16 protein-coding genes are annotated in these 14000 nt (G+C 31.7%); 6 read left to right on the top strand and 10 right to left on the bottom strand.

Going from position 1 to position 14000, the window contains the following annotated elements; translation table 11 throughout:
* Positions 1-65: 65 nt before the first annotated feature.
* Together D1003_RS01155 and D1003_RS01150 are read right to left on the bottom strand one after the other, a co-directional pair.
* The gene (locus tag D1003_RS01155) at positions 66-719 is read right to left on the bottom strand and encodes a protein-L-isoaspartate(D-aspartate) O-methyltransferase (RefSeq protein WP_052910831.1); all 654 of its coding nucleotides are present in this window, start codon (positions 717-719) and stop codon (positions 66-68) included.
* 32 nt (positions 720-751) lie between these two features.
* Complete coding sequence (locus tag D1003_RS01150) at positions 752-1858, bottom strand: M14 family zinc carboxypeptidase (RefSeq protein WP_153935391.1); 1107 nt, start codon at positions 1856-1858, stop codon at positions 752-754.
* A 335-nt stretch (positions 1859-2193) separates the two neighbouring features.
* Between D1003_RS01150 and D1003_RS01145 the strand changes: the two genes are divergently transcribed.
* On the top strand, positions 2194-3249 hold the full coding sequence (locus D1003_RS01145; RefSeq protein WP_153935390.1) for a TerC/Alx family metal homeostasis membrane protein: 1056 nt from the start codon (positions 2194-2196) through the stop codon (positions 3247-3249).
* 179 nt (positions 3250-3428) lie between these two features.
* Positions 3429-3947: a helix-turn-helix domain-containing protein gene (locus tag D1003_RS01140; RefSeq protein ID WP_153935389.1), complete on the top strand. Its 519-nt coding sequence runs from the start codon at positions 3429-3431 to the stop codon at positions 3945-3947.
* Between the two features lie 126 nt (positions 3948-4073).
* On the opposite strand, the gene D1003_RS01135 is transcribed toward D1003_RS01140, so the two are convergent.
* From D1003_RS01135 to D1003_RS01105, 7 genes are read right to left on the bottom strand one after another with little or no spacing between them, the layout of a single operon-like run.
* On the bottom strand, positions 4074-4754 hold the full coding sequence (locus D1003_RS01135) for an ATP-binding cassette domain-containing protein (RefSeq protein ID WP_153935388.1): 681 nt from the start codon (positions 4752-4754) through the stop codon (positions 4074-4076).
* Complete coding sequence (locus tag D1003_RS01130; RefSeq protein ID WP_153935387.1) at positions 4751-5668, bottom strand: ABC transporter permease; 918 nt, start codon at positions 5666-5668, stop codon at positions 4751-4753. The genes D1003_RS01135 and D1003_RS01130 overlap by 4 nt, the downstream gene beginning before the upstream one ends.
* Before the next feature lie 27 nt (positions 5669-5695).
* A complete protein-coding gene (locus D1003_RS01125; protein ID WP_153935386.1) occupies positions 5696-6310 on the bottom strand; it encodes a DUF4230 domain-containing protein in 615 nt (204 codons plus the stop codon).
* Between the two features lie 6 nt (positions 6311-6316).
* Entirely contained in the window at positions 6317-6847 is a 531-nt protein-coding gene (locus D1003_RS01120) for a thioredoxin (protein WP_153935385.1), read from the bottom strand.
* An 11-nt stretch (positions 6848-6858) separates the two neighbouring features.
* Complete coding sequence (locus D1003_RS01115; RefSeq protein WP_079207937.1) at positions 6859-7329, bottom strand: nucleoside triphosphate pyrophosphohydrolase family protein; 471 nt, start codon at positions 7327-7329, stop codon at positions 6859-6861.
* Positions 7330-7365: 36 nt separating this feature from the next.
* Positions 7366-7851 (bottom strand): cytidine deaminase, encoded by a 486-nt coding sequence (gene cdd, locus D1003_RS01110; protein ID WP_153935384.1) that lies wholly within the window; start codon positions 7849-7851, stop codon positions 7366-7368.
* Between the two features lie 58 nt (positions 7852-7909).
* The gene (locus D1003_RS01105; protein ID WP_153935383.1) at positions 7910-9247 is read right to left on the bottom strand and encodes a helix-hairpin-helix domain-containing protein; all 1338 of its coding nucleotides are present in this window, start codon (positions 9245-9247) and stop codon (positions 7910-7912) included.
* Positions 9248-9835: 588 nt separating this feature from the next.
* On the opposite strand from D1003_RS01105, the gene gcvT reads away from it, so the two are divergent.
* Together gcvT and arsC are read left to right on the top strand one after the other, a co-directional pair.
* Entirely contained in the window at positions 9836-10915 is a 1080-nt protein-coding gene (gene gcvT, locus D1003_RS01100; RefSeq protein ID WP_153935382.1) for a glycine cleavage system aminomethyltransferase GcvT, read from the top strand.
* A gap of 141 nt (positions 10916-11056) precedes the next feature.
* Positions 11057-11404, top strand: coding sequence for an arsenate reductase (glutaredoxin) (gene arsC / locus D1003_RS01095; protein ID WP_153935381.1), 348 nt, complete (start codon positions 11057-11059; stop codon positions 11402-11404).
* Positions 11405-11446: 42 nt separating this feature from the next.
* On the opposite strand, the gene D1003_RS01090 is transcribed toward arsC, so the two are convergent.
* Positions 11447-11998 (bottom strand): thioredoxin family protein, encoded by a 552-nt coding sequence (locus D1003_RS01090; RefSeq protein WP_153935380.1) that lies wholly within the window; start codon positions 11996-11998, stop codon positions 11447-11449.
* 98 nt (positions 11999-12096) lie between these two features.
* Here D1003_RS01090 and D1003_RS01085 point away from each other — a divergent pair, with 98 nt between their 5' ends.
* Positions 12097-12978 carry a lysophospholipid acyltransferase family protein gene (locus tag D1003_RS01085; RefSeq protein WP_153935379.1) on the top strand — a complete coding sequence of 294 codons (882 nt, stop codon included), beginning with the start codon at positions 12097-12099 and terminating at the stop codon, positions 12976-12978.
* A 7-nt stretch (positions 12979-12985) separates the two neighbouring features.
* On the top strand, positions 12986-13963 hold the full coding sequence (locus tag D1003_RS01080) for a glycosyltransferase family 2 protein (RefSeq protein WP_153935378.1): 978 nt from the start codon (positions 12986-12988) through the stop codon (positions 13961-13963).
* Positions 13964-14000 lie beyond the last annotated feature (37 nt).

The raw sequence follows: 14000 nt of genomic DNA, 5'->3' as shown, positions 1-14000 counted from the left end.
CAAAGATAATATTTTTTTAAACTCTCACACGAATTTCGTCATTCAATTTTTCAATGATAATATATTTAAACACAATCTGTATCTCCTAACATTGGAACAAACTTATACACTCCAAAAGTTTCCTTTTCTATTTCTGTTTCAGAAATTTTGGTAAATCTATAAAGTATCTGCTCTTCTAAAGCCCCTAGCGGAATGACCATTTTGCCACCTACTTTAAGCTGCTTTAATAATTCCACAGGCAAAGTTTCAGCTCCGCAGGTTACAATAATTTTATCAAACGGGGCAAAAGTAGGCAATCCTAAAAAACCATCTCCAAAACTTTGAAAATGTGGACGAAGCCCCAAAATTTTAAACATCTTTTTAGAAAAATCAAATAGTTTTTTCTGTCTTTCAATAGTGTAGACTTTCGCTCCCATCACCATAAGAACGGCCGCTTGATAGCCACTACCTGTACCTATTTCTAATATTTTTTCACTTTTTTCTACCTGTAATAATTCTGTTTGCTCAGCCACAGTAGAAGGGTGGGAAATCGTTTGATGTGCAGCAATAGGAAATGCTCTATCTTCGTAGGCATAATCCTCAAAAACACTTTCCAAAAAAAAATGACGAGGCAATGCTCCTATCGCAGATAGCACATTTTCATCACAAATACCTAATTTCTCTCTAAGGTATTCTACCAATATTTTTCGTTTTCCTTTATGTACAAATGTATCTTTCATTTTTACTGATAATACCTCTAAAAATTGGAAAATTATTCTATTTTAAAATCAACAACAGCATCTAATTTAGGATATTTTTTATCACTCACAAAGCGTTTACCTGCACAATCTATTTCCTTCCAACCTTTCTTTCTACTACAATCGCCCACCTCTACCACATAAGGCACAAAGCTAATTTCCTCATCTCCTTCATTATAAACTTCCTTATATTGTACTGCCACATCTAACACACAAGGGAAATTAGTATTTAGTTTTACATTCCTATAAATAATGTCATAATGAGTTTCTCTATTTTCTGGAATCTCAAAATACTTCTCGTATTCACTAGTTCTCCCTTTTAAATCAGCCATTGCCGTCAAAGCATAGTAAAGAGCTTTAGTGTAGTATTGTCTCGTATTTGCACGAGTATAATCATCAAAGAAATGCCCACCTTCAAACAAAACAGTAGGAATTCCTGCCTTCATAAAATTATCTCCCGTAGAAGTTGGGTAAAACTCATCTGAATAACGCCCTATTTGATTTGGAATTTCCAATGATAATTTGTTAAAAATTTTAGCAATTACTGCCATACTTCTCTTTCTATTCTCCGTAATCTCTCGCTCTACATTTTCAGATGGTGCTAAAAAAGATAAAGTCGCAGGATGAACCGCATCCGTTGTAAAAATAGTCCTTTGGTCGTGCAAATTAAGAGCATAGTGATAATCACCTCTCAAAACTATTTCTTTTAGAAGGCTCATTTCTAAAGAAGACTCTTTAATAAAATCTCTGTTAATATCTATATCTAAAGCGTTTCTTCTTGTCCAAACCGCTGAACCATCAGGATTAAGCATCCAAATAAAGTCTAATTTTATCTCTTGCCAAAGTTCTTCAGATAAAGATGGATTATATTCTAAAGATTCTAATAAATCCAACATAGCTAAAGTTGCAGTAGATTCATTACCGTGCATCTGACTCCAAGCGACTATATTGGTTCTCCCTTTTCCTATACTCATCATATAAATGGGTCTTCCCATAGGAGAAGTTCCTATTTGTTCTAAAACACTCCCATACTTCTCTTTTAGAAAAACAAACAATTTTTCGGGCGAAATATATCTATTTTTAAAGTTTACATCTTTAACATACGAAAACACATTTGTCATAACAAATATTTTTACTTCCACAAAGATAATACTAAAAAAGCAAAAACAATATTTTACTTTTGTAAATTATTTAAACACTCCTATATGACTAAATGTCTGTTGATAAAATTGTGGATTAAATACAATTCAATTAAAAATCATTAAACATTTAAAATCAGTGTTTTATAAATTTTATATAAAGTGGTTTTTTAAATTAACTTTAATTATAGATACGGCCATTTATCTTCATTTGTAGAAACTAACATTAAACGCTTACAAAAGTATATTTTACCGAAAACATACTTTTGTTTACATTTATAAATAGCTGGGATTTTTTATTTTCATATCTTTGCTTTATGACAAACGAAACTATATTTCTATTAGGATTTTTAATATTTATTGGAATTGTTATGGCTCTAGATCTAGGAGTTCTTAGCAAATCAAAAAATAAAAAAACGGAAGGTATTTCCTTTAAGAAAGCCTTACTGATGAGTATTTTTGTGGTCTGTCTATCTATGGTCTTCTACTCTATTCTGTTAGGATTTGGGCATCAATTACACGGCATTGATAGTGTTGAAAAACTAGAAACTATAGTTCAGAAGCATAGACATCCTATAAAAATAATCCCAAATGATTTAGAAACGAGTATCCAGATTTATAACCAAAATTTAGGACTAGAATATCTTACAGGTTATGTTGTGGAATATGCTCTATCAGTAGATAATATATTTGTAATTGTACTAATATTCACAGCTTTTGGTGTTGAGAAAAGAAACTATCATAGAGTGCTATTTTGGGGAATTCTAGGAGCTGTTGTTATGAGGTTTATGTTTATTTTCATAGGAGCGGCACTTATAGAAAGATTTGCATGGATAATGTATGTTTTTGGAGCGTTTCTAGTGTTTACAGGTATTAAAATGTTCCTTTCAAAAGAGGAAGAAGAAAGTATAGATACCGAGAAGCATCCTGTAGTAAAGTTTGCTAATAAATACTTTAAAGTTCATAATCAGTTTGTAGGAAATAAATTCTTTGTAAATATAGATGGGGGGAAAAAAATGACACCTCTATTTCTGGTACTCATCATTATAGAATTTACCGACTTAATCTTTGCCGTAGATAGTATTCCTGCTATCTTCTCTGTTACTAAAGACCCTTACATAGTGTTCTTTTCCAATATTTTTGCAATTATAGGTCTTAGGTCTATGTTCTTCCTATTGGCTGGAATTATAGATAAATTTAGATTCTTAAAAATAGGTCTAGCGGTATTGCTTACCTTCATAGGAGTGAAAATGCTTCTGCATCATCAGCTAGATGAGCTTGGCTTTACCACTACACACTCACTTATTATAATTGTGAGTATCTTAGCTGTAAGCATTCTTGCTTCTTTAATTCCGGCTAGAAAAACAGATTAAATTTTACGAATATTTACATATTTAAAATTAAATAAAGTGCTTATAATAAATTATTTATAAGCATTTTTTATTTTTGTAAATTTTAGATTTTATCTTTACTTTACAAATGTTTATTGTTAACTCATTTTTTTGCTTTACTTTTGTAAAGTTTAGTGATTAACAATTGTAATCTTTATTTTATGAGTTTAAATGAAAGGATATCCAAAGTTATAGCTTATTCGGAACTTACCGCCTCTGATTTTGCTGACGAAATAGAAGTACAGCGTTCTAGTATTTCTCATATCACATCAGGGAGAAACAAACCCTCTCTTGACTTTGTTATAAAAATAAAAGACCGATTTCCAGAAATTGAATGGGATTGGCTCATCAATGGAGAAGGCGAAATGCTAAAAACCGATAAGCCCTCCGAAAGTGATAATAAAGAACAGCCCGCTTCTCCCCTCCCCGATTTATTTAGTTTTGAGGATAATTTTATCAGTGAGGAAAAAAAACAAGTTTTCCCTAATCCACGAGAATCTCATAAAATGAAGTTAGATACAGAAGCGGAATCTATACAAGAATCTCAGCCATTAGAGAGAAAAGTAGAAAATTCAGACACCAAAAAGATTATTAACATTGAAAAAGAACCCAGCTCTCCAAAAGTTAAAAGAGTGGTTTTATTTTTTGATAATGGAAAGTTTGAGAGTTACGAGATGTAATACTAGTACTAGAAAAATAATCTCATTATAGTTTATTGATTTGAAATCAATTCCAATTACTATAAAAAGGATAAAAAAACTTTACGAAAGTGAGAATTTCATTCATCCTATATAAGCTTTATTATTCTATTTAAGCCCAAGTTTATCAATTCGGTTTCCTATTGTTATTTCTTTCATTTCTTCTTCTAAGCGTTTAAACTCTGACTTTTGGATTGTTTTAATCTGTTCTCCTTTTCTCAAAAGATGAATTTCGTCACAAGTATCGCTTAGAGTAGAAAAAATATGAGATGAAATAAGCACTACTTTATTAAGTTCTTTAAGTTTTAAAATTATCTCTGTCAAAATAATATTACTCTGGATATCTACACCATTAAAAGGTTCATCAAGAATAAAATATTCATTTTCTTGAAGGAGAATCGCAGTAATCGCTAATTTTTTCTTCATACCCGTTGAATAAGTTGAAGCGTACTGATTAAGAGGTAAATCAAATATATTCTTACTATCTAACTCTAAATTAGTCTTACCACGTGCATTACAAAGTAGCTTAATGTATTCTTTTCCTGTCATTTTTGAGAAAAAGAAAGAGTTTGCTAAAAGTAACCCCAAATGATTTTTTAAAGGTGTACTATCGGAAATTATTTCACCTTTGTAACTTTCTAAACCTGCAATACATCTAAATAATGTTGTTTTCCCTGCTCCATTTTCACCAACAATTCCATAAACTTTCCCTCTTGAAAACTCCATCGAAATATTTTTTAAAATTTCGTTTTTACCGTAATTTTTACTTAATTCACTAACTCTAATCATCTTAATAAATATCTTAGTTTCTTAACAGACTTTAAATAAAAAAAAGGAATGATAGCCAATAACAAAAAAGGAAAGTAAACACAGGTTGCGATTATAACTCCTTCGGATATGCTCATCTCATTTGGATACACTGAATATTTAGCTAAGATTACAGCATAAAGAAACAAAAGTCCAACCATGAAAAAGAGTAAAATTAATTCAAATTCGCTTGGATAAAATACCAAAAGAATAATTATGATTGGAGCTCCTATAAGAATAACATTTTTAGATGCATTAAAAATTTTATTTTTTAAAAAATATTGGGGTGTTTCAGCATGAACCCAAACATAATATTTTTGTTCGGGTTTATTATAATAACTTAAGGAGGTTAATAAAACTAATAAAAATGCAAAAATCCCCAAGTTTAGATTATTAACATATATAGCAATAATAGTCAAAGAATAAGCAATTATAAATATCAAAAAGGTTTTTCTAAAACCTGTTGAAAACTCAAAGGGTCTTTTAGAAAATGGCGTTGGGATTGTAAGATTAATATTGGTATGAAAAGAGACTAATGCGAGAATAATGGAACATAAAAATAAAATACCAGCTTCAAAGAAGAAACTTTTGTATAATAGAATAGCAACAAAAGGCACACAGAGGATAGAGTTCTCTAAAACCCTTATTGTCTTTTTTGCTTTATTCCCAAAGTTTGATAATAAAAAATCTGTTCTATTTCTTTCAGAAAGTTTAAATTGTAAACTAAGACAAGTTAATATAGCTAAGTATTTGGCAAAATCTGTCTTATAAAAGATGTATTCTGAAAGCAAAAAAAAGGCAGTTAAACCTAAAACATACCCTAAAAAAGGATTAAGTCCCGTTTCCTTAATTCTTCGGTTTATCATTATATATTGTAATTCAAAATAATCTTTCATCTTACTTTTATAATGGCTTATAGCAATTTAATATTCCTCAAGAGGAATCATTTTGGTTTCATCTACAATTTCGTATTTTAAGGCTTTAGCAAGGACAAATATTTCGTTAAGATTGGTCATAAGTTGCTTTTCTCCCTGTTTCTTTAAATCTTCTTGATTAACTCTTTTGTACGCCTCATCTTTAGCATTTTGAGTTATTTTTTTAATGTCCTTCTCATCAAAACGGTCAAAGAAAGAGTCATCTAGAGATTGTATTTCTACACTTGGTATAATCTTAACTTGTGGCTGTGGTAACTCTTTTATAATTAGTTTCTTATGAGTGCTATCTACCTCTATCTTCATTTTGGCTAAATCATAGGACACCTGTGCCATAGTCTTGGTAAAAGTGATAATTTTCTTCTCCGTAGATGGCAAGAGACTACTTCCTAAAAGCTCAGATTTAATAGTAGTTTTCTGCATACTAGAAAAGTTTTGCTCCATAACCACCATTTTATTCATTTTAGAAATTTGGTTGTTAATAAGGTAATAATCACTTACGATTTCATCTCCTTTTTTGGTTGTAAAACCTTTCCATGCAAAGAAAATAAGGAGCATTACTAAAACGCCCCCTACAAATCCTATAATAACTTTAATATTTTTCAATTTAGGCTATTTTTTCTTTACCAAATTATACAAATCTTGTTCCAAAAAGCCTGTAGATGGTGTTTCTACAATACGCCCAACCTCTCTCCCATAGCGTTCTACAACAATAGTTGGTACTTTCTTTACATGATAGGTTAATTCTTCGCTTTCTGGTGATTCCATACGTCTAGAAAGAGCTATTATTTTCATTTTAGACAACGGATAATCTACCTCTTTTAATATTTTAATTAGCCTAGGGAACTCTCTATGGCTATCCCCACACCAAGTGCCCACAAAAACGGTAAGACCGTATTTATTAAGTTCTTTGCTTTTTTTAAGTAGTGCTATAGTATTTTTATCTGTTTCGTAGTTTGCATATTCCTCATCATACCAAGTTTTAAACGGCTCCTGTTGAAACTGGCTCAATGTCTGCTTCCCTAATAAGACTTTTCCATACTGTTCAGAGTCTACTTGACGATTAACAACTGTTTTCTCAACCACTCCACAAGAAGCTATCCCCAATAACAATACGGTACTTAGAGCAATTTTTTTTATCATGATATTATTTTTTATTTTTCTATTATTGATTTTAAATCTGCTGGAGAATAATATTTATTTTTCAGTACTTTATCATCAGAAACTCTGTGTACGTTGTATTTTCCTCCCGACTTTTCATAATAAGCCTCTTCTCCTTTTGTTTCCTTATAGAAAATTACAGTTTCCTCGGCTTGTTGTTCGTTTTCACAAGCTTTAGACATATTAGACCTTTGCACTTCGTTAAATAATTCCACAAATTTTTCGCCTAACCCAAACTCTAATACAGCTCCACTCAACACATACTGCAAATCGCATAAGGCATCTGCTATTTCTACTATATTTTGGTCTTCTATCGCTTGTTTTAGTTCATTTAATTCTTCCTGTAAAAGGCTCACTCTTAACTCACACCTTTCCTTAGACGGAATTTGAGGTTGGTCTAATATAGGAGCATTAAAAGTTCTATGAAATTCTGCTACTTGATTAAGACTATCTATTTTTTCCATATTTAATTATCTTATAATTCTATTATTTCCTTTTGACTATAAAAATGATTTATCAAAAGAAAACGGCAATAAGTCTCTTATACACTTTGTTTTATAAATTTCGCCAGAAACAGAAGCAAAATAAATTTCTATCGGTTCTTCTTGGAGAGCCTCATACTCTAAAATACTCTGTCTGCAAGCCCCACACGGAGGAATTGCTACCGATGAAAAACTATCTTTAGGTGCTCCTATTACGAAGAGCTTCTTCATTTTAATACTAGGATAATTAGCCGATGCCCAATAGATAGTGGTTCGCTCCGCACACAATCCTGATGGATAAGCCGCATTTTCTTGGTTACTTCCCGTTACAATTTCCCCATTTTCTAAAAGGATAGCACAGCCCACTAAAAAATTAGAATAAGGAGCATAAGCCTTTTCTCTAACTGCCTTAGCTGCTTCGTATAGTTTTTTTTCTGTATCATTTAAAGACTCTATACTTTCAAAGACTTCAAATGAAATATGAAGTGATTTTTCCATTTTCATTAGGTAAAATAATGAGGGTAAAAGTACAAATTTTTATCAAAAAAAACAATTAAAGCCTTTATTCCTCCATATACCAAATCATTTTTTCTAAATACTCTGGTTTAGGTTTGATAAATTTTATGATTTTTTTATCATTGGGTGTGGTAAGTCTGTAAAAAATAATTTTATCTGCGTGATATTTAAAATAAGGATGTTTCTTAAGCCACTCTTCGGGAGCGTTAGATAAACTATATTTCTTTACTTTAGAAGCATCTAAATATGCCGTTTCTATCAACTTTTGAGTTAAATCAGGGTCTATATAGTAGGCTTCTAGAATTTGTTTTTTGTTAGCAAACCCACCGAGTAGCCCTCTAAACGAAATATAACTTTTAGCTGCCTTAGGTGTAAAACCAAATTCCACTAACTGCTCATAAGAAATCTCATTAAGGTCTACCGAAGCAAAATTAGTCTTTATCTGAGGTTTTATAGTTTCTACTACCGAAGGTTCCTCATTTTTAATTCTAATATAAGGGTTTAATGCTTGGAATTTCTCATCAGAAATCACAAAACATTTCTTAACATCGTCTGCTGTTTTAAATTTCCCTTTGAGTATCTTTTGCTTATAGTTTACAATAACAGCGGCTTGTTTCTCCGAGAAACCTAATTTTTGCCAACCTTCTAAATCCAAGTCATTAGGGTCAAAAGGTTGATATACAACACTTTCTTTCTTTTCTCTAATCTCATTGATTGTATTAGAGTTTACTTTATTTGGAAGGAGAACATACGGTGCTATAATAGCATAATTTTCAGGACTTAAGGTATAGCACTCCCTCAATTTTTCTTTACTGATGAAACTTCCGCCCAAATAATTTTTATATTTGATAAAAGATTGAGCCTGCTTTTCTGAAAAGCCGAGCTTCACCCAATCCGAAACGGAGTATAAGTCTGGATTAAAAGGCTTATTTACCGTAATTTTAGACTTATAAAACGATTGACGAGATGAACTATCATAAGACTTAGCCACTTTATCAGGAAGCATTATAAATTCTGACAATTCGCTAAATTTTTCTGCCGAGATTACATAGCATTTAGACAATTCTTCTTTAGACGAAAAAGAGCCTCCCAACAAATCTTTATACTTTAGTATTGTTTCGGATTGTCGTTCAGAAAACCCTAAATTTTGCCAATCTTGCAAACTTAGCTCGTTAGGATTAAATGGGGTAAGATTTAATTCTTCTCTATTTTGGTGTTCTACCGAGGTGGTAAAAGTTAGCTCAGGTAATGGCTGCTCTTCTTTTTGTTTTTTATAAAAGTAAAAAAATATCTGAATTCCCAAAAGCAACACCGCTATAACCGACCACCCTAGCACTTGCTTTTTTATCATACTGAACTCCAGTTTAGAGAATGGCTTTTTCATAGCATTTACTTTTAGTTAGATACCACCAAATTAAATAAAATTATGGAATTGAAAAATGGTTTCTAAATAAAATATTTGGCATTGTTAAATTATTACATTCAATTCATTATTTAGCAATTTTAAAGAATTTTCCAACATCGTTTTTGATTCAGAGTAACATTTCCTTTTTCTTTTAAATCTCTATAAAAATAGTACATTTTCAATTTAAAGCCTCTTTTATAGGTATAAAAATGTGGAATTTCTTTTTTTTATTGTATCTTTGTGATGTAGTTTGTATTCCGTGTCACAGGGGTCTAAATTTTTGTTTACTTTAAAAAGTTTAGGTAATTGTTACGAAAGAACTAAAATGGAAGTGACTTATACGCTTAACAGGATTGAATCTAAATTATATAAATAAAATGAAAAGTAATGAAGATGGAGTTTATAATATGGACTTTGCTATAAGTCAGAAACTTAGTTTGGAGAGGAAAGATTTTTATGTTTCTGTCTGATGTATAAACTAATAATATTTTAATTAGTTTATCTCTTCCATAGAATACTATTAACAATAAAGACAAATGCACTAAAAAATAAATAATAAAAGTAATAATGAACAAAACTGCTTTATTTAACAAACATGTTTCGCTAGGAGCAAAAATGGTTCCTTTCGCTGGGTTTGAAATGCCTGTACAATATTCTGGAGTAACAGAAGAACACTTTGCCGTAAGAGAAAAAGTAGGAATTTTTGATGTTTCTCATATGGGGCAATTCTTCATAGAAGGTGCTGGTGCTAAAGAACTTCTACAATATGTTACCTCTAATAATGTAGAGGCTTTAGAGAATGGCAAGGCACAATACTCTTGTCTTCCTAACGGAAAAGGTGGAATTGTAGACGACTTAATTGTTTACAAAATGGAAAACCAAAAGTATTTTGTAGTAGTAAATGCGTCTAACATAGATAAAGATTGGCAACATATCTCTAAGTACAACGAGAAATTTGGAGCTAAAATGACTAATGCTTCAGATGAAATTTCTCTTATTGCAATACAAGGTCCTAAAGCATTAGATACTTTACAGAAACTAACAAATACTCAACTTGCGGATATTCCTTACTATCATTTTACCGTAGGAAGTGTAGATGGTGTGGCTGATGTTATTATTTCTAATACAGGCTATACCGGAAGTGGTGGCTTTGAAATTTATTTCAAAAATGAGTACGCTGAGCAAATTTGGGACGCTCTGACTAAGGCAGGAGAAGAGTTTGGACTTATTCCTTGTGGGTTGGCGGCTAGAGATACCCTTCGTTTAGAAAAAGGATTCTGTCTATATGGAAACGATATAGATGATACTACTTCTCCGTTAGAAGCAGGACTAGGTTGGATTACTAAGCTGGACACGGAGTTTGTAGATAGAAATTTTCTTGCTCAACAAAAAGAACAAGGGGTTACGAGAAAATTAGTAGGTTTTGAGATGCAAGAGAAAGCCATTCCAAGACACGACTATCCTGTTGTAGATTCAGAAGGGAATATAATTGGTAAAGTAACATCGGGAACAATGAGTCCTATGAAAAAAATCGGTTTAGGATTGGCTTATGTTGACCAGCCTCATTTTAAATTAAATAGTGAGATTTTTATTCAGATTAGAAATAAAAATGTACCTGCAAAAGTGGTTAAAATACCTTTTGTTTAATTAGTATTTACCCTAAATAAAACTTCGCCTTGAATGAAATTTGAGGCGATTTTTTTTAGCTTTGATTTATCATCATCATTTATTAATACTTATAATTAAATATTTTAACCTAAAAAATGCTAACTTTTAAATTAAAAATCTATGATAAAACTGTACCATAATAACAGATGTTCTAAGTCGAGAGGAGCATTGGAACTGCTAAACTCCACTAATGAGAATGTAAAAATATTTGACCTCCTTAAAGATTCTTTAACTAAAGAACATTTAGAGGAAATACTTTCATTTTTAGAAATGAAGCCGTCTGAACTTATCCGAAAGAAAGACACATTCTTTAAAGAAAATTATGGAGATAAAAGCTATACAGAGGAAGAATACTTAGAAATAATGCTGAATAATCCTCGTCTGATAGAACGACCAATAGTGGTTAAGGATAAAAAAGCCATTATAGGCAGACCAACAGAACTCATCACTGATTTTTTGAAAAAATAAATAATTGAGGTTATCCCTAAAAAAGATAACCTCAGTTTGTTTTTAGAGGTTTTTAGGCTTCCACTCGTTGAAGAATGCCTTCACTTTATTTAGGCTGTAGCCTTTGTTTTCTTCTAATACGGCACTGTCTTGTATATGGATTACCTTGCCTGTTTGGTCTAAAACAATAAATACAGGATAACCATATTTCTCACCAGGATTGCCATATTTTTCAAATAGAGCTTTGTTCTCGTTTTCTTTTGAATAATTCAAATGATAGTAGAGGTAGTTTTGGTCTATAATTTCCTTTATTTCAGGCGTTTTGTTGATGTAATCATTAAATCTAAGACACCAAATGCACCAGTTACCACCTGCTTGCAGAATAATATTTTTATTCTCTTTTTGAGCTTGGGAAATTAAGGCTGCAATCTTCTCCTCAGCGTTATCTTCTGGGTGGTAGGGTTTTTCCAGCTTTTCCTTTTCTCGCTCGGCTAGTTTTTGTTTAATTTCTGTACTATCATTGGTATTGCTAGTTGAGTTCTCTGCATTTTTGTTACAAGATGAAATAGCGAGTGTGGCACTCATCAATCCTATAGTTAAATAACGGTATTTCATAATTTTTTGATTTTAATTTTAAATCCCAAAAATAAAGAATAATTCTGACATCTCATCTGTTTTGTAATTTGTAAATTTGCAGTCGTTAAGAAAAGTCAATGCTAAATAATATCCTTTTTAGAACCGTTTATATCATCTCTAAACTGCCTTTAAGGGTGCTTTATATTTTCTCTGATTTTATTTTTGTATTAAGCTATTATATATTAAGCTACCGAAAAAAAGTGGTCTTGGAGAATTTAAGAAAATCTTTTCCTGAGAAGTCCGAAACGGAAATCAATACAATTTGTAAAAAATTTTACCAAAACTTTGCAGACTATATTGTAGAAACATTAAAAACCTTTACTGTATCTAATGATGAGTTAAGGGTAAGGGTTCAGCATATCAATCAACATTTGTTTTCAGAGGCGTTAGAAGAACAGAAAAATATTATAATGCTTTCTGGACACATTTTTAATTGGGAATGGTTTAATGCTCTTGCCGAAGTAGTTCCACAAAAATACTGTTTTCCTGTATATAGAAAAATGCAAAATACTTTTTGGGAAGAGAAGATTAAACTCATTAGAGGGCGTTTTGGTAATACAGCACTAGAAGCTAAGCAAGTAGTGAGGCATATATTGAAGCGGCCTAACGATGGTAATTCGGTGTATATGTTTGTAGCAGACCAGTCGCCCTATGTGTTAGATGTAGATTATGGTTTGGAATTTTTAAATCAAAAAACCCCTGCTTTTATAGGGTACGATAAACTTTCTACCAAAATGGATTTAATCTTTATTTATTGTGAAATGAAAAAGGTTAAACGAGGGTTTTATCAAGTTAATTATTACAGAATTTACCCCGATGGAGAACGATTTCAGCCGTACGAAGTGGTTAATAAATTTCATAAAATGCTAGAAACCACTATTAAAAAACGACCAGATAATTGGCTTTGGAGTCATAGGCGATGGAAGTATCAAGATGCCATTAAAACTTTTGCCAAATAATAAAGTTATGAAATTAGCAATAGTAATACTTAATTGGAACGGAAAGCATTGGCTTAAAAGGTTTTTACCTAATGTGATTAAACATTCCCAAGGAGCAGATATTTGGGTAATAGATAATGCTTCCACAGATGATTCTGTTGTTTTTTTAGAGCAAAACTTTCCAGAGATTAAAGTGGTTAAAAACTTAAAAAATAACGGCTTTGCAGGTGGATATAATGAAGGTTTAAAGGCTATAAAGGCAGATATTTTTTGCTTGTTAAATTCTGATGTAGAGGTAAGTTCAGGTTGGTTAGAGCCTGTTTTAGAACTATTTAAATCAGATGAGAATATCGTAGCTATACAGCCTAAAATATTAGATTTTAATAACGAAAAGTATTTTGAATTTGCAGGAGCGGGTGGCGGAATGATAGACAACCTAGGTTATCCTTACTGTAGAGGTCGGGTTTTTGATACCTTGGAGAAAGATGAAGGGCAATACGATGATATATACGAGATACATTGGGCTTCGGGGTGCTGCTTGTTTATTAGGAGTGAAGATTTTTTCAGCATCGGTGGTTTTGACGAGCGTTTTTTTGCCCATCAAGAAGAGATAGACCTTTGTTGGCGATTGAGGAATTTAGGAAAGAAAATCTACTATACAGGACTTTCTAGAGTTTATCATGTGGGAGGTGGTACTCTTAATAAACAAAGTCCTTATAAAACTTATCTTAATATAAGGAATAATCTTTCTATGTTGCTCAAAAATCTACCTGTCTATCTGTTGTGGATTATTTTCGTTCGGTTGTGTTTAGATGGTGTGGCGGGGCTTTATTTTGGGGTTAAAAACGGTTTTCCTCATCTTTGGGCAGTGGTAAGGGCTCATTTTGGTTTCTATGCTCAAGCGTACGGAACTTGGCGTAGGAGAGATCAAAATCAACTTAGCAAATATTATCAGTCCAAGTGGTTAATATTCAAATATTTTTTGTTCAACCAGACTAAGGTTTAGAGATTATTTGTATTTTTGCTTTAACCCATTGTAATTG

It is taken from the genome of Riemerella anatipestifer, assembly GCF_009663465.1.
GTDB classification, from domain to species: domain Bacteria; phylum Bacteroidota; class Bacteroidia; order Flavobacteriales; family Weeksellaceae; genus Riemerella; species Riemerella anatipestifer_C.
This window is presented reverse-complemented; position numbering and strand designations above follow the sequence as displayed.

What these genes read in the sequence shown, in the direction of transcription:
- D1003_RS01150 (WP_153935391.1), bottom strand. Translation starts at nt 1,858, where the DNA reads ATGACAAATGTGTTTTCGTATGTTAAAGATGTAAACTTTAAAAATAGA.
- D1003_RS01145 (WP_153935390.1), top strand. Translation starts at nt 2,194, where the DNA reads ATGACAAACGAAACTATATTTCTATTAGGATTTTTAATATTTATTGGA.
- arsC (WP_153935381.1), top strand. Translation starts at nt 11,057, where the DNA reads ATGATAAAACTGTACCATAATAACAGATGTTCTAAGTCGAGAGGAGCA.
- gcvT (WP_153935382.1), top strand. Translation starts at nt 9,836, where the DNA reads ATGAACAAAACTGCTTTATTTAACAAACATGTTTCGCTAGGAGCAAAA.
- D1003_RS01105 (WP_153935383.1), bottom strand. Translation starts at nt 9,247, where the DNA reads ATGAAAAAGCCATTCTCTAAACTGGAGTTCAGTATGATAAAAAAGCAA.
- D1003_RS01120 (WP_153935385.1), bottom strand. Translation starts at nt 6,847, where the DNA reads ATGATAAAAAAAATTGCTCTAAGTACCGTATTGTTATTGGGGATAGCT.
- D1003_RS01130 (WP_153935387.1), bottom strand. Translation starts at nt 5,668, where the DNA reads ATGAAAGATTATTTTGAATTACAATATATAATGATAAACCGAAGAATT.
- D1003_RS01080 (WP_153935378.1), top strand. Translation starts at nt 12,986, where the DNA reads ATGAAATTAGCAATAGTAATACTTAATTGGAACGGAAAGCATTGGCTT.
- D1003_RS01135 (WP_153935388.1), bottom strand. Translation starts at nt 4,754, where the DNA reads ATGATTAGAGTTAGTGAATTAAGTAAAAATTACGGTAAAAACGAAATT.
- D1003_RS01085 (WP_153935379.1), top strand. Translation starts at nt 12,097, where the DNA reads ATGCTAAATAATATCCTTTTTAGAACCGTTTATATCATCTCTAAACTG.
- D1003_RS01140 (WP_153935389.1), top strand. Translation starts at nt 3,429, where the DNA reads ATGAGTTTAAATGAAAGGATATCCAAAGTTATAGCTTATTCGGAACTT.
- D1003_RS01155 (WP_052910831.1), bottom strand. Translation starts at nt 719, where the DNA reads ATGAAAGATACATTTGTACATAAAGGAAAACGAAAAATATTGGTAGAA.
- cdd (WP_153935384.1), bottom strand. Translation starts at nt 7,851, where the DNA reads ATGAAAATGGAAAAATCACTTCATATTTCATTTGAAGTCTTTGAAAGT.
- D1003_RS01115 (WP_079207937.1), bottom strand. Translation starts at nt 7,329, where the DNA reads ATGGAAAAAATAGATAGTCTTAATCAAGTAGCAGAATTTCATAGAACT.
- D1003_RS01090 (WP_153935380.1), bottom strand. Translation starts at nt 11,998, where the DNA reads ATGAAATACCGTTATTTAACTATAGGATTGATGAGTGCCACACTCGCT.